Raw genomic sequence first — 22,705 nt, 5'->3', positions numbered from 1 at the left:
TCAATGAAACAAAAACTGCTTTTCACACTCTTGTTGACTTCGCTCCTCGCCGCCTGTTCGTCTGGCAGAGGGACTCCCGCTGAGCGTGTTACCGCGACGGATGCCCCGCTTCAACCTCCCAGTGAGGTTGCTCCCACGGTGGCGGCTGTGACCGCCCCCCCGGCGACTCCCGCCGCCACTGGCACACCCATGCCTCCCCTGGAGAAAGACGCGTTCATGGATCTGCCGGTCGTCCCCATGGGAGTCAGCGATGCGATGCGCGCCGTCTATCAACGCGGAATCGAAAACGGCAACGACCCCGCCCGCTTCGCCATCATCGGCGATTGCCAGAATGTTTCATCGTATTTTCTCTCCGCGTTCGACAACCCGAACGAGTACAGCCTCGGGAGCGAGTACGCCTACCTCCAGCCGACGATCGAGTATTATCAGGGTTCATTCTCGCGCGTGAGCCTGGCGGTGAAGGGAGGGTTCAACGCCGCGGCAGTCATCTCGCCGTTGCGCGCCGACCCCAAGTCTTGCAAAGCTGGAGAATCCCCGCTCGATTGCGAATTGCGGACGTGGAAACCGTCCATCGTCTTCGTCAGCATGGAAACATGGTGGTCGCAAAAACCCGCCGAGGAATACGACAAATACATGCGCAAAGTGTTGGACCGCATCATCGAGTTCGGCGCGGTGCCGATCATCGCCACCAAAGCCGATAACCTCGAAGGCGATCACGCCATCAATAACGCCATCGCCCAACTCGCCTACGAATACGAGATTCCCTTGTGGAATTATTGGGCGGCGGTTCAGCCTCTGCCCGATCAGGGATTGAGCGATGACCGCTTCCATCTCACGTTTGCGCGCAACTTTTTCGACGACCCGAAGCGCATGGAAAATGCCTGGCCCTGGCGCAACCTCACCGCGTTGCAGTCGCTCGATGCCGTGCATAATGCGTTGAAGGAAAAGTAACCGGATCAGGACTTACGCAGAATGAGGATTTTGTCCGCTACTCCTAAGGAAAAAAATCCGCGTTTTCAGCGTGAATCAGCGTCCCAATTTTGAAAGTGTAAGGGAATCGGTGAGATTGCCCTATTTCAAGGAAACCTTCGGGACGTTCTGCGTAAGGTGAGTGATATAATTTTGAAAACACAAATTTTCCACTGAACAGTGGGTTTACAGCAAGGAGCAAGACAAGACATGTCCGGTCATTCCAAGTGGTCTACCATCAAACGCAAAAAGGGCGCGGCAGACGCCAAACGAGGCGCGATCTTCACGCGGCTCGCCAGAGAAATTTCCATCGCGGCGCGCGAAGGCGGCGATCCCGATTCTAACTTCCGCCTCAGGCTGGCAGTGGATAAAGCCCGCGCTGAAAACATGCCCAAAGATAATATCGAACGCGCCATCAAAAAAGGTTCGGGCGAAGACAAAGACGGAGCCGTCTTTGAAGAGGTCACTTTCGAGGGCTACGGTCCGCACGGCTCGGCGTTGATGGTCACTTGCGTCACCGATAATCGCAATCGCACCGTCCCCGATATGCGCCACGCGTTTAGCAAATCGGGCGGCAACATGGCAGAGCCCGGCGCGGTGGCATGGCAATTCGATCGCAAAGCCTATTTTGAATTTCCCGCCAGTCAGTTATCGTTCGACAAAGCCTTCGAGTTGGGCGTCAACGCGGGCGCAGACGATGTCATCGACGGCGGCGATACCATCGAAATTTATTCGCCCGTCGAATCGTTCAAAACCATCGCCGACGCATTGCATCAAGCCAAAGTCCAGCCGGACGAATCGGGCTTGCGCATGGTCGCCAAACAGGAAGTGGAACTCGATGTGGAAGCCACGTTGAAGTTCATGAAGATGGTCGAGACCATCGAGGAACTCGACGACGTGCAAGACGTTTTCCACAACGTCAAAATTTCAGACGAAGCCCTCGCCGCGCTCGAAGCCGCTTGATTTTTTTGTAGCGCCGACTTAAGTCGGCGTTACTTTTATAATGACCCTCGCACTTGGAATTGACCCCGGCACCGCCACCACTGGATACGGACTCGCGCGCCTCATGCCCGACGGGGAACTGGTCGCAGTTTCCTTCGGCATTATCACCACCCCCAAAGACGCAACCCCGTCTGCCCGGCTGGAGATGTTGTATACCAACCTGCGAAAAATCATCAAACAACACAAGCCCGATACCTCTGCCGTAGAAAAATTATTCTTTGCCCGTAACGTGACGACTGGCATCGCCGTCGGTCAGGCGCGCGGAGTTGTGTTACTCGCGCTCGAACAAGCGGGGATCGAAATTTTTGAATACACTCCCAAAGAAGTGAAACAAGCCGTCGCAGGATACGGCTCTGCGGAGAAGCGACAAGTGCAAGAAATGGTACGCGCTCTCTTGCAACTCGACTCCATCCCCAAACCCGATGACGCCGCCGACGCGCTGGCAATTGCCATCACGCATTTGAATACGAAGAGATATTAATTCACCACAGATGAACGCGGATGAACAATTGGGTTTGGATGAAAGGAGATTGTGATGCCTCCACAAGAAGTGAATGAAATTACCGCAAGAATCATAGGTTGCGCGTATGAGGTCAGCAATACGCTTGGCATAGGCTTTGTTGAAAAAGTTTATGAGAATGCTTTGGTGCGTGCAACGCGAAAAACAGGATTGGGGGTTGAGCAACAATTTCCAATTAAAGTCATGTTTGACGGAGTTGTCGTAGGTGAGTTCTTTGCCGACTTATTTGTTGAGAAAAGAGTTCTGGTCGAATTGAAGGCTGTATCTATGTTAACGCAAGAGCATACCGCCCAAGCCTTGAACTACCTGCGGGCAACGGGAGCAGACGTCTGTTTGCTTATCAACTTTGGCAGATCGAAGATCGAAATCAAGCGGCTTCTCCCCTCCGTCTATTGGAAGACTCCACAGCCTTAATTCAACTCGTTTATCAACCCATCTGTGTACATCTGTGTTCATCTGTGGTTAAATTAGCCCCATGATCTCAACCCTCCGTGGAGAAATAGCGCAAATCGAAGAGACATCCCTCATCGTCGAAGTGGGGGGCGTGGGGTTGCGTGTCTTTGTCCCCGCGCCGTTGCGGATGCGCGTCAAGACTGGCGAGACGGCGTACTTGTTCACGCATCTTGTCGTTCGCGAAGACGCGTTGACGTTGTACGGATTCGAATCGCAAGCCGACAGGGATTTGTTCAACATGCTTCTCGGCGTGGACGGGGTTGGTCCCAAGGTCGCGTTGTCCGTTTTGTCAACGATGACTCTCGATGCGATCCAACGCGCGATCTTCGCCGATGAAGCCGAGTTGTTGAGTCGCGTGCCGGGGGTGGGCAAAAAGACCGCGCAGAAGATGGCTCTTCATCTCAAAGACAAGTTGAAACCGCTCGATGGCTTGAAGCAGGTTGCCCTGATGTCCGACGCGGATTCGGAAGTCCTCGCCGCGCTGACTGCGTTGGGCTATTCCGTTGTCGAGGCGCAGTCTGCCATTCAATCCATCCCGAAAGACGCGAGCAAAGACGCGGAAGAACGTCTGAGGATCGCGTTGCAGTATTTTCAATAACAAGTTTGCTCAAGCCGCCGTCCCCGGCGGCGTTTTTTAAATTTATCCTGCGCCGAGGACGGCGCAGAGAGCCTGCCAAAATGAACGACCACGATCTCCTCGAAACATACGAACCTGTTTTGCGTTTCGCAAAGAGCGAACGATTTTTCCCGATGGCGGTGGAGCATTATCTTGAACGTTGCAGCATCCTGCCCAGCGGACCGCTCGGCGCGGCGGGGTTGCTCTTCCATTTAAATGAACCGCTTGCAACGTTTATCGGCAAACTCGAAGGCGGACAATATTTTTTGCGCTTCATCAATGAGCCGCTTTACGACTCCGATGCGTGGGTATGGCTGGGAGTTTCATCGGCTCTTGCAATGGGCGCGGGATATTATTTCTTCGGTTGGGCGGGCGTGGAAATTGCGTTCGCGCTCGCGCTGATCGCCGCGTTGATCCTTTTCATGCTGGCTTCAACCATCCGATGGCGCATCATCCCCGCCGCGTTCGCTGTGTTGCTTTTCACCGCGCTGATGGTCGCGCCGATCTGGTTTTTTCTTCACCCCAGCGAATACATGAGCGTCGCGGTTGAATATCTCGTGCTGTTGCCTATCTATTTGATCCTGCTCTTCTATCTTTCCATCCGCACGATGAAATTCATCTTCGATCACATTCTTCCTGAGGGACCCGGTCTCATCATGGACATGCTCTCGCTCGCCACTGAGACCATCGCGCGCAAATCGTATTTCGAGTATGCAAAAATTTTGGAGAAGGATCAACAGCCTGTGTATTACGGTCGCGTCGCGCGCGAGCAGGATGCGGAGGGGAACAACTGGACGATCCTACAATATCATTTTTTCTACGCGTTCAACGATTGGCGTCTCGCCGCGAACGGGATCAATCATCACGAGGGCGATTGGGAGATGACGGCGGTCTACCTCAAAAACGATTCGCCCTATGCCGTTTTATATTCGCAACACGGCGCGGGCAACATCGAATTGTGGGAAAAGGTCATCAAAGCAAAGGATAAAAACGACAAGGACACGACCCATCCCGTCGTCTACGTGGCGTTGGGATCGCATGCCAACTACAGCAAGCCTGAGGTGATCCGTTCTTCAAATTTATACGAAGCGGGACGCGCGCAACGCTTCCTTTATTGGACGGACGGCTTGATCCACTACCTCTTCCTGCTCTTCAACCCCAGCCAAAAAGCGCGTCAGATCGCGCTCAAAGAGTTGATCGCCTCCCACACGAAAATCCTTGCCGAAGACGCCTTCATTTCCATGCGCGATGAAGCGGATCATTACGTGGTCAGCCTGCCAATGGAGATCGCTTCGGGCGATGGATTCCGCATCGGCTATCAAGGCGAAAACTTGCGCGAGCCTGTGGTCAAATCCACCAGTTATCTCAAGCGCGTCATGTCGGACCGTAAAACGACTCGCCCAACTGTAAAAGAATGGCGGCGCGCGGTGTTGAATCCCGAACCGGATTGGATGAACTACAAAGGACTATGGGGAGTGAAAAGCGCGTTGAGCGATGAGTCGGGTCCGCCGGGACCGAAATGGGATCGCCCTGATAACTTGTTCAATGTCAATCCGCGCGTGAGGTGGGAAAAGCCGTTGGAGTGGTTGAGGATGTTGGAGGCGAGGCGGTTGACCAAAGGTCATTGACCATCGTCTATGGTCTGTTTTCCATCGTCTATTGTCCCCCCGCCGCCACCGCACCCCGCGCCGCAGGTTTCGTCAGCAGAACACCACACTTGACACTGACTGCCCGGAACACCGCATATAGTCTCCCGCACAAATCTGGAGCATGGGCCACATCCTCCGGACCCGCACAAAAAATCCCCATCTACGTCCGTACATGTCCCTCCCTGACAAAATCCCGTCACACAACTTTGTTCCAAAACACACTTGCCTCCACAGCTTTGTGGTATAGCATTAGAGCACATCATTTCCACATTTTTATACCCAGGCGGACACTGGTTTCCGCAAGCCAATACTTCGCCAGTAAAACAATAACCACCTCCCGGACCCGAATCTGAGCAATTTCCGTTACCTAAACACGAACAATCATTTGCATATTGCGCCTGTATGCCGCCCAGCGGCACAAGCAGAAAACAAAACAAACCAATCAAAACGACGAGTATAGCTAGGGCGATTGCATCTAAATTGAGGTAAAAAAGGGCTATCTTGAAGGAGGTAGCCATGACAAAGAAGCCATTGGAGGCGATCGCCGAGCATTTTAGCAAAGTGAGCGATCCGCGGGTGGATCGAACGAAGGAACATAAACTCATAGATTTGATCAGCATCGCCATATGTGCGGTGATCTGTGGAGCGGAAGGCTGGACGGACATTGAGCATTTTGGGCATAGCAAGATAGTCTGGCTGAGCACGTTTCTTGAATTGCCGAATGGTATCCCGTCGCATGACACTTTTGGTCGGGTCTTCTCGAAGTTGGATGCCCAACAGTTCCAGTTGGCGTTTTACGAATGGGTCTGGGCAGTCAATGAGATCATCCCAGGGCAAATCATCAATATTGATGGGAAGCGTTTGGGTGGCTCGCAGGATCGGCTACTGGGCAAACGAGCCATTTATATGGTCAGCGCTTGGGCGGAAGAAAACGAGATTGTTCTGGGACAGCGTAAAGTGGACGAAAAGTCGAACGAGATCACCGCCATCCCCGAATTACTCAAGATTCTGGCGCTTGCAGGCTGTATTGTGACCATAGATGCCATAGGAACCCAAACCAATATTGCCCAAACCATCGTCGCAGCTCAGGCAGATTATGTTTTGAGTGTGAAAGAGAACCAGGGGCGTCTGTTTGAAGATATTTCGGTCGTGTTTGCGGTCGATCAAGCCCACAACTTCAAATATGCTTCCCTGGACTATGACAAGACAGCGAATAAGGGACATGGGCGCATAGAAATTCGAGAATGCTGGAGTACCTCTGATCCTGCCTATCTAAACTTGATTCGTAACAAAGAAAACTGGCCTGGTCTGCAAAGCATTGTCATGCTCGTGTGCACGCGGAACGTGGCTGGCAAGGAAACCAAAACAGTACGCTACTATATCTCCAGCCTGCCCAGTCACCCGAAACGATTGTTACATCTGGTGCGCAGACACTGGGCGATTGAAAATGAACTGCACTGGGTCTTGGATGTGGCTTTGCGGGAAGACCATAGTCGTGTGCGTAAAGATCAAGCTCCTGAAAACTTCGCCGTCCTTCGCCACATTGCGCTCAATCTGCTCAAACAGGAGAAAACCGCCAAAGGCGGTATGCATGCCAAGCAACTCCAAGCCGCTTGGAACCAGGATTACCTCCTCAAAGTCCTCGCCTCACCGATTTAGATGCGATTGCCCTACGAGTATAGCTCGCTTCATAGGCTATATACTGTTGTAATATATACTAGAGGAAAATACAATCGGCTAGGGCCAGGGGTTTACATCGGTACCAAAATAGAGGAAACCATTAAAAGATGCTCCGACCTCAGACCCTATGATCATCAGCCCGGTCTCCGGATCAAAAAACTGATTTGCATTCCCGCCGCCGGGCATGGATATGCTACCAGACTCAATTTTAACAATCCCCGGAGGCCAGGTATGAAACTGTTTCAGTATATCTAACGTCAACTGCTGGCGGTTATTTCCGTTTATATACGCGAATCCCGTGGTTAATGAAATATCGCGATGTATGCTACCTGAATCTACTGTGTCCAACCCGTTGAAACTGCCAAGCACATGACTACCCGTTGGAATAGAAATCGCATAATTTGGATCCGTTACGACGAGGTAGGTATGTAAAAATGGAACACCTTTCGCGTCTTTTACCAGCCAATGCGTATAGTAAATCCCGTCACTGCCACTTTTTTTGCCATATCCCATAAAGTCGGCTGCAATATCGTCGCCTGCCAAAAACCCACATCGCTCTGTCTGCCGGCCAAACATATCATGGTGAAAGACAATTTCATCGTTAGTGAGCGATTCTGCGTTCTTTAAAAACGTTGGCGCGTTATTTACCCACATACCATAAAATCCATTCCACACCGGATTGCCGGGCTCTCCCGTCCGGTGAAATAAAGGACAGCTTTTTGGGTTTGTCTCGTTGTCCTTGATCTCTTTGGGAGCAAATAACGTTTCTTCACCAGTGAGGGCGTGGTAGCGCAGTTCCAGAAACTGCCGCAGGTACTCGTTCTGGGAGTACGCCAAATTTTCCAAATCCGCTACGGACATATTCGCTGCGGCTTCGCGGGTGATACTTCCCGGCACAAACTGCACCAGAAAGTCAGTCAGAATGATTTTTGCATTATCGGGATTTTCGGAGAAGTACCGTAACTGGTCGGCTTTACGCCCGTTCTGCATAAACGTATTCAGTTCATTTAACTGCGCGTCGGACACTATGTCTGGGTTGCTTGCGTTTTTATACCACTGGGCATACGTGGCGTACTGCCCCGTCCACGTATCGGGATTGTTTGTGCGCAGACCCGCGGCAACCGCTTCGGTGAGTTCACGCGCTGCTTTTTGCTCTGCGGTTTCGGGGATTGCGGTTTCTGTCTCTGTCGCCGTTGGAGTTTCAGTGGCAGGATTTAGCGTAGCAACAGCAACTGTTTCTGTGAAAGTCTGAATAGTCGGCGTAGGTGTTGCGTTGGTACAAGCCGTGAAGAAAACAATCAGAGAAACGAGCAAGAATTTTTTCATGGTTCATCGTCCATTGTCAATGGTCAATCGTCCGAACTCCACCTCGCATACACCGCCTGCGACAATAACCGCCCCGCGCTTTGCTCGCGCGTGACCAGTTCACCCATTTCGATTTTCCCACGAAACCCCTTCATCATATCGTCCATCGCCTGCGCCACGTGGACTGCCGACGCGCGCACCGCGTAAATTGTTGTGACAACGAACAGTGGATTTTCACTTAGACATTCCCGGCAGGTTTCCAACAGATTCGGTAGGGACTTATACACTTCCCACACTTCGCCTTTCGGTCCGCGCCCGAATTTGGGAGGATCTAAAATGATGCCGTCATATTTCACGCCGCGTCGCGCTTCACGTTGCACGAACTTCAACGCGTCATCCACGATCCAGCGGATAGGCGCGTCGCTCAACCCCGATAACGCCTGATTCTCCCGCGCCCAACTCACGGACTTTTTCGACGCGTCCACGTGAGTCACTTTTGCGCCAGCCGACGCGGCGGCGAGCGTCGCCAACCCTGTGTAGCCGAATAAATTTAAAACGTTCGTTTCTCTATTTTCTCTGAGAACTCTGTGGCTAATTAATTCGCTGAACCAATCCCAATGCGAAGCGACTTCAGGGAAGACCCCAAGATGCCGCCCTGGAGTTGTCATCACTTTAAATTTTAATTCGCGCTGAGCGGAGGCGCTGTGCTTGTCAGCGCCGTAGTCGAAGCGGGGGAGTGGATAGTTCATCTCCCATTTCTCATCCACTTTCGTTTTGACATCCCAATGCCCGCCGCTTTCCTCGCCTGTGGAAATGAACACCGCATCCGCGTTCTTCCACTCGGAGGTTAGCGCGCGCTTCCACATCGCCTGCGACTCGGGTCGTACAAAAACATATTTGCCGAAGCGTTCCAACTTCAACCCATCGCCGCTATCGAGCAGGGCGTAATCTTTCCATTTAGTGGCTTCAAGCAATGTAAATGAATTCAACAATTCTCAAATCCTTCAATTACAAATTACGTTACCCGGTAGAGGATGTAATATCTCAGGCAAGGGCGACATGAATGTCGCGTTACAGCAATCGAATCCCAGCAAGGTAAATGAATTCTCTAATTCTCCAATCCTCTTTCCCGATCCACCACAGTCTCCAATCTCCAATCTCTAATCTCCAAAATTACCAATTACCACTTACCAATTACCCCCATAGGACAACAGAGGGACTTAACAAACAAGTTACAAAACCTTGATTTTTCCCTTGAAAAGCGTATAATGTGGGAAAAAGTGGTACGAAGTGGTAGGAACGCCGGCATCCCCGGCGTTCACCGATTAAAGGATAAATAGCACAAATGTTCCTCAGTCAGTTCCAGCACAATCTCGATGACAAAGGGCGCCTGATGATCCCGGCGCGTTATCGCGACTTGCTGGCGGCTGGCGCGTTCATCACCCAAGGATTCGACAAATGCCTGATGGTGATGACCGATGCGTACTTCAAAGAAGTGTACGAACGCATCAACAACATGAACATGGCAGACGCCTCTGCCCGCATGTTGCGCCGACTCATCCTCTCGAACGCATATCCCGTTGAAGTGGATAAAGTCGGGCGTATCCTCGTCCCGCAGAATTTGCGCGAGTTCCTCGGCGTTTCAAGCGGCGAACTCACTGTGGCGGGGCAGGGCGATTACTTCGAAGTGTGGACTCCTGCCGATTGGAAATCGCAAATGGATAACTTGCAGGATGTGGAAGCGAACCAACAACGCTTCGCCACGCTTGATCTTTCAAAGAACAATACCTCGTAGTGACGACTTCAGTCGTCAACGACTAAAGTCGTTACTACGATGAACACATCGCATCAACCTGTACTTTACCAAGAGATTATACACTCGTTGCAACCTCGTCGCGGAGGGCGCTATGTGGATGGGACACTCGGCGCGGGCGGTCACGCTCGCGGAATTTTGGAGGCATCTGCGCCAGATGGGCAACTGTTGGGTCTCGACGTAGACCCGCAGGCGTTGGCGATCGCTCGTAAGACCTTGGCTCCTTACGAACATCGCATCCATCTGGCGCAAGCCTCCTACACGACGCTCGCCGCCCAACTGAAAAACCTTCAATGGGATTCGGTGGACGGCATCGTCCTCGACCTCGGCGCGTCATCCATGCAATTCGATACGCCCGAGCGCGGCTTCTCGTTTCAACACGACGCTCCGCTCGACATGCGATTTGGTCCCAGCGCGTTGCAGACCGCGGCAGACATCGTCAACACCTATTCCGAAAGCGAACTAGCGGATGTGCTGTACGAATACGGCGAAGAACGCGACTCTCGCAAACTCGCGCGAGCCATTGTGAAAGCCAGACCGCTTCATACGACGGGACAGCTGGTCGCAGTTATCGAAGCCGTTTCCCCCCGTAAAGGGAATCGTCTCCACCCCGCGACGAAAACTTTCCAAGCCTTGCGCATCGCGGTGAACGACGAGTTGGCGTCGGTGGCGAAAACGCTCCCGCAAGCAGTAACCAGCCTCCACGTCGGAGGCAGACTCGCAGTGATCTCCTTCCACTCATTGGAAGATCGAATCGTCAAAGATTTTTTTAGAGAACAAAGCAAAGACCTGATTAATCCGCCTTACGAAAAGATATATGAAGTGGAACGCAAGGCGACGATCAAAGAGGTAAACCGAAAACCGATCCTGCCCTCGGAAGAAGAAACGAAAAACAATCCGAGAGCGCGCAGTGCGAAACTTCGCATTGCCGAAAAACTTTAGAAATGTAATAACGACTTCGCAAAGCACTCTTTAGAGTAAGTCGTTACTACGCGACCAATCGCCCAAATATAAAGGTCGTTATGCAAGCACAGGCTACACAACAGATCGTCCATGCGCACAAACAAGCCCCGTGGCGTATTCAACGCCAGTACGCGGGCGCGTTTTTGCTTTTCGTGATCGGCGCTTCGATGGTTGCCGCGCTTTACCTCACGGTGACCGCGCGCGCGGCAGTGACCGGGCGCGAGATTCAGGAATTGCGCGTCGAGATTACTTCCATGCAACGCGCCAATGCCGACCTCGAAACCCAACTTGCCGACCTTACTTCTACAGTGGTGATGCAACAACGCGCTTTTGCGCTTGGCTACCGCCCGGTGAAGCCCGGCGAGTTGGAATATGTGGCTGTGTCGGGTTATCTTGCGCCGGAGCCATCGATCCTGCTCGCGGCAGAGGATGTGACCAGCCCTGAGCGGATCATCCCCGAGGCATACACACAATCGTTGATCGAATGGTTCGATGAACAGATTAAATTTGGAGGGGCGAAGCAACCATGAGACGGCAGTATGCCCTCCGTTCGATGATGCTCATTGCCGGGTTTGGGCTGGTTGCGCTGGCAATTCTGGTGCAGATGATCCGCATTCAGAACAGTGAACAGGCGGCGATCTTTCTCTCGCAAGGCGACCAGTACGCGGGCGAGTTCCGCATGTTCTACCCGGAGCGCGGCGAGATTTATGATCGAAACGGTCATCTGCTGGCGGGCAATCGAACAGTATACGAAGTGGGAGTGAGCCTGTCTGATATGGAAGACCCTGATGCGCTGGCGGTTACGCTCGGCACATACCTCGGCTTGACGTATGAGGATGTCTTCAAGAAATTGACCGAATCGCCGGAGTCCTGGTCTTATGTGGTTATTCAAGATTACGTAGACGCGAACATTGTCGCCGCATTGCAGGCGCAGATCAAGCAATTGGAAACGGCGAAGGATTTCCGCTTGCGGGGTATTGCCTTCAAGCCGCACTTCCAACGCAGTTACCCGGAAACTTCGCTGGCTTCCAACGTGCTGGGGTTTGTCACCCGCGATGGACGCGGGTATTTCGGTATCGAGGAAAAATACAACGACTTGCTTGCGGGCAACCCGGTGCAGGTATGGGTGCCGCGCGACCCGAACAAAGCCACAGCGATTCCTCGCGTGCCCAACGGTACAACGCTCGTCCTAACCCTGAACCGCGATTTGCAAGCCAGGGTCGAAGCGATTCTCGATGAGGCGCTGATCGAATACGGCGCGCAGAACGGCGCCATCGTGGTGATGAATCCCCGCAATGGCGAGATCCTTGCCATGTCTACCACGCCGCGCATGGATTTGAATAATTACACCAATTATTTTTCATTGTATAACGACGGCAGCCAATACAACCGGTCGATCGGGACGGCATACGAGCCCGGCTCCGTGATGAAAGTGTTGACCATGGCCGCCGCGCTGGATACGGGCCTCGTCAAACCCGAAACCACCTACGTAGACACCGGCTCGATTCAAGTGGGCGGCTTCACCATCCAAAATTGGGATAAGGAAGCCTGGGGCGAACAGAACATGGTCGGTTGCTTGCAACATTCGTTGAACGTGTGCATGGCATGGATCTCCACCCAAATGGGTCCCACCACTTTTTATGGATACATGGAGCGGTTCGGTTTTGGTCACCCCACCGGGGTGGACCTGGCAGGGGAAGCGATGGGCAGGCTAAAGACACCGGGTGACTCGGATTGGTACAACGTCGACCTCGGCACCAACGCGTTCGGTCAGGGAGTCACTGCCACGCCGTTGCAGATGCTCATGGCCGCCTCCGCAATTGCCAACGATGGCAGGATGGTCACGCCGCACATCCTATATTCGATGTTGCGCGACGGGCATCAATACAACGTCCCATCGCAATACGGCGGCTCGCCCATCACAGCCCAGACCGCTCACACGTTGAGCGAAATGCTGGCGCAATCGCTCAGTGCTGAATCTTCCGAAGCGTTATTGTCCGGCTATCGTGTGGCTGGCAAGACCGGCACTGCGCAAATCCCCACCGATTTCGGTTACGACCCAAGCGTTACCAACGCGTCCTTCATTGGCTGGGGACCTGTGGATGACCCGCAGTTCATGATCTACGTGTGGTTAAACGCGCCCACCTCCTCGATTTGGGGATCGCAGACCGCCGCGCCCACGTTTGCCAAAGTTGCCGAACAAACCGTCATCCTGCTCAACATTCCGCCGGATAATGTCCGGATGCAACACACCTCAAAATAACATGCTCACAATTGCCGACGCCATCGAAGCCCTCACGGGCGCCCGACCCGCCGCCGCAACGGTGATCACCGAAGCGGTGATCGACTCGCGCCAGGTGATTCCCGGCTCGCTGTTCGTCGCCATCCCCGGCGAGAAAGCGGATGGTCACACCTTCATCGCTGAAGCCTTCAAGCGGGGGGCGTCTTTTGCTTTAACTCAGCGGGACTTGGACGCCTCCTTCCGGACCTTCGACCTGCGCGCCGCCACCCCGGAATCGGTCGCCGCCCAGGATTACAGCATTCCGCTTTGCCTGCGAGTGGAGAACACGGTCACAGCCTTGCAACAGATCGCGCGTTTTTGGCGGCGCAAGTTGAACTTGCGGGTCATCGGCGTGACCGGGAGCGTGGGCAAATCGACCACCAAAGAAATGATCGCCGAAGTGCTCGCCACGCGCTATCGCGCGTTGAAAAGCCCCGGCAACCTCAACAACGAGATCGGCTTGCCGATGACCGTCTTGCGCTTGAGCGAAGGACATCAACGCGCCGTGATGGAGATGGGATTCTACGTGCCCGGCGAGATCGCCTTTTTGTGCGATATTGCCCTGCCTCAAGTGGGCGTGGTGACGAACGTGGGAACCGTCCATGCGGAGCGCGCCGGGTCGCAGGAAGCCATTGCGCGCGGCAAAGCGGAATTAGTTCAGGCGTTGCCGCCGGCTCCCGAGGGCGTGGCAATTCTTAACTTCGATGATGCGTGGGTGCGCAGGATGGAAGAGAAAACGAAGGCGCGAGTCTTCTTCTACGGCTTGTCGCAAGAGGCGCATCTGTGGGCAGACCAGGTCGAAGGGCTGGGTCTGGATGGCATCCGTTTTCGCATTCACTATCAAGGCGAAGCCCTGCACGTGAAGATTCCGCTGATCGGGCGGCATTCGGTGCATACCGCGCTTCGCGCCGCGGCGGTTGGCTTGGTGGAAGGTATGAACTGGCAGGAAATTCTTGAAGGCTTGAACCAGGGTCATACGCAATTGCGGCTTGCCGCGGTGCGCAGCGAGACCGGCGCGTTGTTGCTGGACGATACGTACAACGCTTCGCCGGAATCGATGCTTGCCGCGTTGAATTTGCTGGATGAGTTGGATGGCAGGAAGATCGCCGTCCTTGGGGATATGCTCGAACTCGGTCCGTATGAACGCGGCGGGCATGAGATGGTCGGCTTACGCGCCGCTCAAGTGGCGGGGATGTTGCTCACGCTGGGCGAGCGCGCGCGCATCACCGCCGAGGCGGCGCGTAAAGCCGGCATGAAAAAATCGTCGGTGCTCGAGTTCGACGCCCTCGAGCCGTTGGTCGACTGGCTGAACGCGAATTTGTCGAAGGATGATGTGGTGTTGATCAAGGGATCGCGCGGCTTGCGCATGGACCGTATCACCAACGTGTTGGAGATGCGCTCATGAAACATTCCGCCTTGGTGCTCGGGCTGGCGATGTTTTCGTTTGTGATGACGGTGATCTGGGGCATGCCGTTGCTCCGCATGTTGCGGCATTTCAAGATCGGCAAGATCATCCGCGTGGAAGAGCCGGACCAGCACCGCATCAAAATGGGAACGCCCACCATGGGCGGGGTGCTGTTCATCCTGCCTGTGCTGTTATTGACGGGCTTGCTTAATGCCGCCGCGTTGATCGGCTTGGATGTGACCGGGCGCTCGGTATTGGTCCCGCTCATTGCGATGGTCGCGTTCGGCGCGCTCGGAGCACTGGACGATTGGGAGGGTATTCGCGGCAAACGTCGCGGCGATGGGATGCGCATCCGCACCAAGTTTTTGGCGCAGATCGCGCTGGCGGTGGGGACGGGCATCGTGTTGAAGTTCGTTCTCGATGTGCCGGATATGTTCCTGCCCGGGTATCGCCATGAGATCGAACTGGGCTGGTGGTACGTTCCGCTGGCGGCATTTGTGATCGTGAGCGAATCGAACGCGGTCAACTTCACCGATGGGCTGGACGGTCTCGCCGGTTTGATCTCTGCCACTGCGTTTGCCGCGTTCGGCGGCGTGGCGCTGATCGGCGGGCAGGTGTACCTCGCGCAGTTCTGCTTCATCGTGGTCGGCGCGTTGTTCGGTTTTTTATGGTTCAACGTGCATCCCGCCGCATTAATCATGGGCGATACCGGCTCGATGGCGCTCGGTTCCACGCTTGCCGTGGTGGCGCTGATGACCGGTCAATGGCCCTTGTTGCTGGTGATCGCCATCATCCCATTGAGCGAGGCGTTGAGCGTGTCGATCCAGATCGCGTACTTCCGCCTTACCAAGGGCAAACGTTTTTTCAAAATGGCGCCGATCCATTTGCATTTTGAATTGCTCGGCTGGAGCGAAACGCAGATCGTGCAACGCTTCTGGTTGATCGGTCTGCTCGCCGCCATGATCGGCATGGGATTGGCGTTGGTGTAAAGAGTATTGCGTGGCGCGAAACTGTATGAAGACGAATTGGCAAGATACCCGCGTGTTGATTTTAGGCGCCGCCCGGCAGGGGCTTGCCCTGGCGCGTTGGCTTTCATTGCATGGCGCGCGCGTTACGGTCAGCGATATGCGCGGCGCGGATGAGCTCCGCCTCGCGCGCGAATCGCTGGTGGAATATCAGATCGACTGGGCGCTGGGCGGGCATCCGCTTGACTTGTTGGATTCAACGGATGTGCTGTGCCTCTCGGGCGGGGTCCCGCTGACATTGCCGATCGTGGTGGAAGCGGTCGGGCGAGGCATTCCGCTCTCGAACGATTCGCAGATCTTCATGGAAGTCGCGCCGTGCAAAACGGTCGGCATCACCGGCTCGGCAGGGAAGACAACGACGACGACATTGGTTGGCAACATGGCAAAGAATGTTCACGGCGAAAAAGCCTTCGTCGGCGGCAACATCGGCGACCCGTTGTTGAATTACGCGGATGAGATGCAACCCGATGATATTGCCGTGCTGGAACTTTCATCGTTTCAATTGGAACAAATGACCCTTTCACCGGATATCGCCGCGATTTTGAACGTCACGCCGAATCATTTGGACCGTCACGGCACGATGGAAGCGTACACGGCGGCGAAGAGTCGCATTTTGGAATTTCAATCGCGGGAGGATGTGGCTGTGTTGGGACGGGACGACAAGGGCGCGTGGAACCTGCGCGGCAAAGTGAAAGGAAAGTTGGTCACGTTCAGCCTTCACGATCTGGATGAAGGATTGGATGGCGCCTATCTGCAAAATGGTTCGTTGAATCTGCGCGACGGCAAATTGAATGTCACTCTCATGCCGCGCGAGAAGATTCATTTGCGCGGCGATTACAACGTGGCGAATGTGCTTGCCGCGTTCGTCATCGGTTATGCGGCGGGCTTTCCATTGGAGGCGATGCGCGAAGCGGTTGAAGATTTTCGCGGCGTGCCGCATCGCTTGGAGTTGGTGCGCGAGTGGAACGGAGTCCGCTGGTACAACAATTCGATCGCCAGCGCGCCCGAGCGAACGATCGCCGTCATCCGTTCCTTTGAGGAGCCGATCGTGCTTTTACTTGGCGGGCGCGATAAAAACCTCCCCTGGGAGGAGTTGATGCGACTCGCGCAAGAACGAGTAACGTACGCGGTGCTTTTTGGCGAGGCGGCGGAAAAGATCGAGAAAACAGTAGCCAGCCTCCCCGTCGGAGAGAAGCGGTGTGTGTTTTTCCGCGTGACGGGTTTACGCGAGGCGGTCCGCAAGGCGGCGGAAGTCGCAAAGCCGGGCGATGTCGTGTTGCTCTCACCGGGCGGCACGAGTTTCGATGAGTTCAAAGATTTCGAAGAACGCGGAGAAAGGTTTCGAGCATGGGTTCAAGAACTTTCGTAAATGATCGTATCTCATTTTCGTTCGCGAAGAGTCTCAGCCGCGGGTTGGATGTGCCGTTGGTTCTCACCGTGGTGGCGCTCTCGGTGTTTGGGTTGATCATGTTGTATTCCGCGTCGTTCGATTTTTCGTTCAATGAATACGGGTCGTCGACCTATATGTTTGCGCGCCAGGCGCGCTGGTTCGGTTTGGGAATCATCGGCGCGTTCGCGCTTTCATTGTTCGATTATCACATCTGGCGCAAGGTGGGTGTGTTCGCCATGCTGGGCACGATCGGGTTGTTGGTGGGCGTGTTGTTGGTTAACGAAGCGCGTTTGGGCGCGGTGCGGGCTTTTCTCAACGGTTCGTATCAACCGTCGGAACTGGCGAAGTTGATCGCAGTGATCTATCTTTCGGTATGGTTGTACGCGAAGCGGCACAGCCTGCACGATGTGACTTTTGGCTTGATTCCGCTGGGCGTGATCCTTGGAATTATCTGCGGTTTGATCTACCTGCAACCCGATTTGAGCGCGGCTGGCACGGTGCTGATCCTCGGCGGTTTGTTGTTTTATCTCGCCGGCGCGGATATCAAACAGATCATCTTTCTCTTGCTGTTGGCGCTCGTGATCGGCTGGGTGGTGGTGCAATTCAGCGCCACCGGGCGCGACCGCGTTGAATCGTTCGTTGCCGGCTTTCAGGATCCGACGAACGCTTCGTATCACGTGCGCCGATCGTTCGAGGCGATCATCAAAGGCGGCGTGTTCGGCGTGGGCTTGGGCGAAGCGGATACCAAGTTGACCGGTCTCCCGTTCGCCCCCACCGACAGCATCTTTGCGGTCGTTGCCGAGGAACTGGGCTTGTTTGGCACGGTTTTGTTGATGTCGTTGTACGGCGCGTTGATCTGGCGCGGTCTGGTTGTGGCGCGTCGCGCGCCGGATATGCTCGGCACACTGCTGGCTTCGGGTGTGATCTTTTGGATCGGGCTGGAAGCGGCGATCAACATGGCGGTGATGGTTGGGTTGATGCCGTTTGCCGGGAACGCCCTGCCGTTCATCAGCGCGGGCGGTTCGAATTTGGTTTCCACGTTATGCGCCATCGGTATTGTGTTGAACATCTCGCGCCAAAGCGGCGAGGGTTCAAAGATCGAAGAAAACGAATGGAGGTCTTTCGGTGCGGTTATTGATTTGCGCCGGAGGGACGGGAGGCGGAGTGTATCCCGCGCTCGCCGTTCACAGCGCGTTGACGGCTAAAGTCACCGACGTGGACACGCTCTGGGTGGGGGGCAAGGGCGGCATGGAGGAATCTCTGGTAAAACGCCAGGGTATTGCCTTTACCAGCGTCCCTGCCGCCGGTCTGCACGGCGTCGGTCTTACCGCGTTGCCGGGCAATCTGCTCACGCTTGGGCGCGGTGTCCTTGCCGCTCGCCGCATCCTGCGCGAATTTAAACCGGACGTGATGTTCTTCACTGGCGGGTATGTGGCGGCGCCGGTCGCCATCGCCGGGGCGTCGATACCGATCCTGCTCTATACGCCGGATATCGAACCGGGGCTGGCATTAAAGTCCCTTGCCCGCTATGCCGATGTGATTGCCGTGACAACGAGCCAATCGCAAAAGTTCTTTCGCAAGAAGGTGCGCGAAACAGGCTACCCGCTGCGCCCCGACCTTTCGCTGTGGGACCGATTGACAGCGACTCGTCACCTCGGCATCTCCGGCGAAAAGCCCGTACTGTTGGCGTTCGGCGGAAGCAAAGGCGCGCGTTCCATCAACTTTGCCGTGATCAATCACCTGCGCGACCTGCTCGCCAAGTTCGAGGTCATCCATCTCACTGGCGATCCGGACTGGCAATACGTAAAACAAATGCGCGAGCAACTGCCAATGGAACTTGCCGCGCGTTATCATGCCATGCCCTACCTGCATGAAATGGGCGCGGCATTTGCCGCGGCAGATGTGGCGCTGACGCGCGCGGGCGCTTCGGTGTTGGGTGAGTTCCCATTATTCGGGTTGCCTTCCATCCTTGTGCCGTATCCCTATGCGTGGCGTTACCAAAAAGTGAACGCTGAGTTCCTTGCCTGGCGCGGCGCGGCGGTTATTTTGGAAGACCACCGCCTGAACACCGAACTGATGATGACCTTGAACGTTTTATTCGAGAACCAGAATAAGTTGAAATCCATGCGGGCGGCGATGTTTGAATTGTCGCATCCGCGCGCCGCAGAGAAGATCGCCAGCGCGTTAATCGAACTGGCAGGAGTGAAAAGCCTATGATGAGCATCGATATTGTTTTTTGGATGTACGTCCTGCTCTTTGGGTTCATTGGAGGAATGCGCGGCTGGGCGAAGGAACTGCTTGTCACATTCAGCGCCATCCTCGCGCTTGCCATCAACCACGTCTTGCGGAAATATGTTCCGCTGGTGGCGGGTATGCAAGATTCTGACATTAACTTGTTTTGGGCGCGTATCATCGTCCTGACCGTGCTGGTCTATTTCGGGTATCAGACCGTGGTCAGCATCCAGCATCTGGCATCGCGCGCGGTGCGCGAGCGCTTTCAAGACACGGTCATCGGCGTCCTGCTCGGCGGCGTGAACGGATATTTCATTGCCGGCAGTGTGCTGTTCTATTTGGACAAGGCGAAATATCCATTTTCACAAATTGTTGCCGCGCCAACCGACCCGAATTTACTGACCAAGATCAACAACATGATGTTGTACATGCCGCCTGGGCTCCTCGGCGATCCGGGCATTTACTTTGCCATCATCCTCGCCTTCGTGTTCATCATCGTTGTCTACATCTAAACCACCAACCACCAAACTATCTAACTATCTAACTATCTAACTACCAAACTACCAAACTACCAAACTACTCAACTAACATGACACACGTCCATTTCATCGGCATTGGGGGCAGCGGACTTTCCGCCATCGCCCGTCTCCTGCTGGAAAGCGGATACGCGGTGAGCGGCTCTGACCGCGCGCTGACTCCGTTTGCCGAAGAGGTGCGCAAGGCCGGCGCGACCGTGTACGTGGGACATCATGCCCGCAATGTGGCGGAAGCCGATTGGGTCGTGCGTTCCTCCGCCATCCCGGATGATAACCCTGAAGTGCAGGCGGCTCTGCAGAAGAATATTCCCGTGTACAAACGCGCGGATTTTCTTGGCGAATTGATGGCAGATAAGACCGGTATTGCCATTGCCGGCACGCATGGCAAAACCACCACCACCGCCATGACCGCCTGGGTATTGACCGAACTCAAGCGCGACCCCTCATTCATTATTGGCAGTGTGTCGAAAAACCTCGGCGTCAACGCCCGCGCCGGAAAAGGCAATTTATTCGTCATTGAAGCCGATGAATACGACAACATGTTCCTCGGTTTGAAACCGCAGATCGAAGTGATCACCAACCTCGAGCACGACCATCCCGATTTCTTCCCAACCTTCGAGGCGATGACACAATCCTTCGAAACCTTTATCAACCTTCTCCCAGCCGACGGCGCCCTGATCGTCTGCGTGGAAGATGCCGGCGCAATGTCGCTCATCCCCTCTGCGCGTAAAGCCGGCAAAAACGTCATTGCCTATGGCGCGCGCATGGATAACACCATCAGCGCGCCGCATTGGGTGATGGCGCGCGATGTGAAGCCCAACCAACGCGGCGGCTTCGACTTCGTCGCCTCCTCCAACTTGAAGAGCGCCGGGCTCGAATCGGTGGAGGTGTCGTTGCAGGCACCGGGCGAGCACAACGTCCGCAATGCCCTGGCAACTCTGGCGATCGTGGATGTGCTGGGACTTTCGCGCGAAAAAGCCGCAAAGGCATTGAGCAAATTCACAGGAACCGGACGCAGGTTCGAGTTGAGAGGCGAAGCGAACGGCGTCAGCGTGTACGACGACTACGCCCATCATCCCACCGAAATCAAAGCCACGCTGGCAGGGGCGCGGGCGCGTTATCCCGAACGCCGCATCTGGGCGGTCTGGCAACCGCACACGTATTCGCGCGCGCAGGCGTTACATCTCGAATTTTCGCGCGCCTTCAAAGATGCCGATGAAGTCATCGTCACCGAAGTGTACGCGGCGCGCGAACCGAAACAGGATTTCACCTCGGCGGAGATCGTTAGCGGTATGCCGCATCCCTCGGCGCGTTACATCGCCACGCTCCCGCAAGCGACCGATTATTTATTGAAGAATTTGCAACCCAACGACGTGTTGATCGTGCTATCGGCTGGCGATGCCGACCAGATCTGCGCGGAAGTTTTGAAAACCCTGAAGGAGAGATGACATGACCCGACAAACGCTTCAACTCCGGACCTTGGACCTGCTCCGCCTGCGGAAAGTTTTACTCGCCGCCGGGCGCGGTGTGCCCTCGCGCGTCCCCGCGTGGAATGCGGACGAACAACTCGCGGTTGAACTGATCGAGAAAATGAAATCCATGCCGGCGTTGGCGAGCCCCTTGGCCGGGCTGGCTGTCGAATCGCCGCAACCGTTTTCCCGCGTTGCGATTCCTGAAATGGCGGGGAGTCATGCCTGAGAAAAAAGATCACGAAAAGCCCGAGATCTTCTTCCTGCCCCCGTTGCGAATGCTCCTTTCTTTCTTCGATAAAGACGCGCGTCGAAAGAAAACCGAGCAGACGCATGAGGAAGAAAAAGAATCGAAGGAAAAAACGGTCGAGAAGTTGATCGAGAAATTGAACAAGAAGGATGAATAGTCGGAATTTGTAGACACGCAGAGAGAAATAGAAAGGAAATGCGCCAGCCAACCGGCTGACTCGAAAAACATGGTTGCCCTAGCCCGCCCCGTTGACCTGCTCATCGCCAAGTTCGGCGAGATGGTGAAAGAGAATGCGCCTCTTGCGCCGTTTACCTCTGCGCGCATCGGCGGTCCTGCCGACCTGTTCGTCACTGTCGATTCGGTTGCCGCGTTGGCGCGGGTTGTGAAATTTCTATGGAAGAACGAACTGCCGTTCATCGTCATCGGCGGTGGCTCGAACATCCTCGTCAGCGATAAGGGTGTTCGTGGGGTGGTGGTGATGAACCGGGCAAAGAAAGTTACTTTTCACCCCGGCGACCAGCCCTCGGTCACTGCCGAATCGGGTGTGGTGTTCAGCAACCTTGCCAACCGGTGCGCCTCGAAGGGACTCGGCGGCATCGAATGGGCGGCGGCGGTCCCCGGCACCATCGGCGGCGCGGTGTATGGCAATGCGGGCGCGTTCGGCGGAGATGTGGCTGGTAGTTTGCTCTCTACCGAACTGCTGACCGAAAACGGACGCGAACGGTTTTCCGTCGAACAAATGGGATATGGCTATCGCGCCAGTGTTTTGAAACGCGGCGAGTTGAAAGCCATCGTGCTGTCGGCGGAGTTGAGTCTGGCGAATTCGACCAAAGAAGATGCGACGGTCAAGATTCAACAATTTAGCGCGCATCGTAAAACGACCCAGCCGCCGGGCGCGAGCATGGGGTCGATGTTCAAAAACCCGCCCGGCGATTATGCGGGCCGCCTGATCGAAGCCTCGGGCTTGAAGGGGACCCGCGTCGGTAACGCGGAGATCAGCCCGGTGCATGGAAACTTCTTCGTCAATCATGGCGCGACGCGGGCGGAGGATATCCGCAAGCTGGTTCAACTCGCGCAGAAGACGGTGAAAGAGAAGCAAGGCATCGACCTGGAGTTGGAGATCGAGATGGTTGGCGAGTGGTGAGCA

Annotated in this window: 23 protein-coding genes; 21 read left to right on the top strand and 2 right to left on the bottom strand. The window is 55.0% G+C overall.

Annotated features, from left to right (window positions below; genetic code table 11):
- The first annotated feature begins 3 nt into the window (after window positions 1-3).
- The 7 genes from IPM31_03585 to IPM31_03555 all read left to right on the top strand — a co-directional run bounded on the left by IPM31_03585 (window position 4) and on the right by IPM31_03555 (window position 6,868).
- Entirely contained in the window at window positions 4-951 is a 948-nt protein-coding gene (locus IPM31_03585) for an SGNH/GDSL hydrolase family protein (protein MBK9006054.1), read from the top strand.
- A 228-nt stretch (window positions 952-1,179) separates the two neighbouring features.
- Complete coding sequence (locus IPM31_03580) at window positions 1,180-1,932, top strand: YebC/PmpR family DNA-binding transcriptional regulator (GenBank protein ID MBK9006053.1); 753 nt, start codon at window positions 1,180-1,182, stop codon at window positions 1,930-1,932.
- 40 nt (window positions 1,933-1,972) lie between these two features.
- The gene (gene ruvC, locus IPM31_03575) at window positions 1,973-2,452 is read left to right on the top strand and encodes a crossover junction endodeoxyribonuclease RuvC (GenBank protein MBK9006052.1); all 480 of its coding nucleotides are present in this window, start codon (window positions 1,973-1,975) and stop codon (window positions 2,450-2,452) included.
- Between the two features lie 54 nt (window positions 2,453-2,506).
- Window positions 2,507-2,905, top strand: coding sequence for a GxxExxY protein (locus IPM31_03570; protein MBK9006051.1), 399 nt, complete (start codon window positions 2,507-2,509; stop codon window positions 2,903-2,905).
- A gap of 61 nt (window positions 2,906-2,966) precedes the next feature.
- Entirely contained in the window at window positions 2,967-3,542 is a 576-nt protein-coding gene (gene ruvA, locus IPM31_03565; GenBank protein MBK9006050.1) for a Holliday junction branch migration protein RuvA, read from the top strand.
- Window positions 3,543-3,622: 80 nt separating this feature from the next.
- Entirely contained in the window at window positions 3,623-5,188 is a 1,566-nt protein-coding gene (locus IPM31_03560) for a hypothetical protein (protein MBK9006049.1), read from the top strand.
- Between the two features lie 537 nt (window positions 5,189-5,725).
- Window positions 5,726-6,868: an ISAs1 family transposase gene (locus tag IPM31_03555; GenBank protein MBK9006048.1), complete on the top strand. Its 1,143-nt coding sequence runs from the start codon at window positions 5,726-5,728 to the stop codon at window positions 6,866-6,868.
- A gap of 78 nt (window positions 6,869-6,946) precedes the next feature.
- Here the strand turns inward: IPM31_03555 and IPM31_03550 are convergent, their stop codons facing one another.
- Together IPM31_03550 and IPM31_03545 are read right to left on the bottom strand one after the other, a co-directional pair.
- Window positions 6,947-8,215: a hypothetical protein gene (locus IPM31_03550; GenBank protein ID MBK9006047.1), complete on the bottom strand. Its 1,269-nt coding sequence runs from the start codon at window positions 8,213-8,215 to the stop codon at window positions 6,947-6,949.
- A gap of 23 nt (window positions 8,216-8,238) precedes the next feature.
- A complete protein-coding gene (locus IPM31_03545) occupies window positions 8,239-9,183 on the bottom strand; it encodes a class I SAM-dependent methyltransferase (protein ID MBK9006046.1) in 945 nt (314 codons plus the stop codon).
- Window positions 9,184-9,539: 356 nt separating this feature from the next.
- On the opposite strand from IPM31_03545, the gene mraZ reads away from it, so the two are divergent.
- The 14 genes from mraZ (at window position 9,540) to murB (ending at window position 22,702) form a co-directional block, all read left to right on the top strand.
- Window positions 9,540-9,989 carry a division/cell wall cluster transcriptional repressor MraZ gene (gene mraZ, locus IPM31_03540; protein MBK9006045.1) on the top strand — a complete coding sequence of 150 codons (450 nt, stop codon included), beginning with the start codon at window positions 9,540-9,542 and terminating at the stop codon, window positions 9,987-9,989.
- 39 nt (window positions 9,990-10,028) lie between these two features.
- A complete protein-coding gene (gene rsmH, locus IPM31_03535) occupies window positions 10,029-10,949 on the top strand; it encodes a 16S rRNA (cytosine(1402)-N(4))-methyltransferase RsmH (protein MBK9006044.1) in 921 nt (306 codons plus the stop codon).
- Window positions 10,950-11,029: 80 nt separating this feature from the next.
- Window positions 11,030-11,500, top strand: coding sequence for a hypothetical protein (locus tag IPM31_03530; protein ID MBK9006043.1), 471 nt, complete (start codon window positions 11,030-11,032; stop codon window positions 11,498-11,500).
- The gene (locus IPM31_03525; protein MBK9006042.1) at window positions 11,497-13,233 is read left to right on the top strand and encodes a penicillin-binding protein 2; all 1,737 of its coding nucleotides are present in this window, start codon (window positions 11,497-11,499) and stop codon (window positions 13,231-13,233) included. Before IPM31_03530 ends, IPM31_03525 begins: the two co-directional genes overlap by 4 nt.
- A 1-nt stretch (window position 13,234) precedes the next feature.
- The gene (gene murF, locus IPM31_03520) at window positions 13,235-14,656 is read left to right on the top strand and encodes a UDP-N-acetylmuramoyl-tripeptide--D-alanyl-D-alanine ligase (protein ID MBK9006041.1); all 1,422 of its coding nucleotides are present in this window, start codon (window positions 13,235-13,237) and stop codon (window positions 14,654-14,656) included.
- The gene (locus tag IPM31_03515) at window positions 14,653-15,645 is read left to right on the top strand and encodes a phospho-N-acetylmuramoyl-pentapeptide-transferase (protein MBK9006040.1); all 993 of its coding nucleotides are present in this window, start codon (window positions 14,653-14,655) and stop codon (window positions 15,643-15,645) included. The genes murF and IPM31_03515 overlap by 4 nt, the downstream gene beginning before the upstream one ends.
- A 25-nt stretch (window positions 15,646-15,670) precedes the next feature.
- A complete protein-coding gene (murD, locus tag IPM31_03510; GenBank protein ID MBK9006039.1) occupies window positions 15,671-17,050 on the top strand; it encodes a UDP-N-acetylmuramoyl-L-alanine--D-glutamate ligase in 1,380 nt (459 codons plus the stop codon).
- Complete coding sequence (locus tag IPM31_03505; GenBank protein MBK9006038.1) at window positions 17,029-18,276, top strand: cell division protein FtsW; 1,248 nt, start codon at window positions 17,029-17,031, stop codon at window positions 18,274-18,276. Before murD ends, IPM31_03505 begins: the two co-directional genes overlap by 22 nt.
- Complete coding sequence (locus IPM31_03500) at window positions 18,197-19,288, top strand: UDP-N-acetylglucosamine--N-acetylmuramyl-(pentapeptide) pyrophosphoryl-undecaprenol N-acetylglucosamine transferase (GenBank protein ID MBK9006037.1); 1,092 nt, start codon at window positions 18,197-18,199, stop codon at window positions 19,286-19,288. The genes IPM31_03505 and IPM31_03500 overlap by 80 nt, the downstream gene beginning before the upstream one ends.
- Window positions 19,288-19,815: a CvpA family protein gene (locus IPM31_03495; protein ID MBK9006036.1), complete on the top strand. Its 528-nt coding sequence runs from the start codon at window positions 19,288-19,290 to the stop codon at window positions 19,813-19,815. Before IPM31_03500 ends, IPM31_03495 begins: the two co-directional genes overlap by 1 nt.
- Before the next feature lie 77 nt (window positions 19,816-19,892).
- A complete protein-coding gene (murC, locus tag IPM31_03490; GenBank protein ID MBK9006035.1) occupies window positions 19,893-21,287 on the top strand; it encodes a UDP-N-acetylmuramate--L-alanine ligase in 1,395 nt (464 codons plus the stop codon).
- A gap of 1 nt (window position 21,288) precedes the next feature.
- Window positions 21,289-21,537, top strand: a complete 249-nt coding sequence (locus IPM31_03485; protein MBK9006034.1) for a hypothetical protein — start codon at window positions 21,289-21,291, stop codon at window positions 21,535-21,537.
- Window positions 21,530-21,715 carry a hypothetical protein gene (locus IPM31_03480; protein ID MBK9006033.1) on the top strand — a complete coding sequence of 62 codons (186 nt, stop codon included), beginning with the start codon at window positions 21,530-21,532 and terminating at the stop codon, window positions 21,713-21,715. The genes IPM31_03485 and IPM31_03480 overlap by 8 nt, the downstream gene beginning before the upstream one ends.
- A 69-nt stretch (window positions 21,716-21,784) precedes the next feature.
- On the top strand, window positions 21,785-22,702 hold the full coding sequence (gene murB / locus IPM31_03475) for a UDP-N-acetylmuramate dehydrogenase (protein ID MBK9006032.1): 918 nt from the start codon (window positions 21,785-21,787) through the stop codon (window positions 22,700-22,702).
- The last annotated feature ends 3 nt before the right edge of the window (window positions 22,703-22,705 follow it).

The organism is Candidatus Defluviilinea gracilis (genome assembly GCA_016716235.1).
In the GTDB taxonomy this organism is placed as follows: Bacteria; Chloroflexota; Anaerolineae; order Anaerolineales; family Villigracilaceae; genus Defluviilinea; species Defluviilinea gracilis.
Note: the sequence above shows the minus strand (reverse complement) of the source record. Positions and strands in the feature narration are given on the sequence as shown.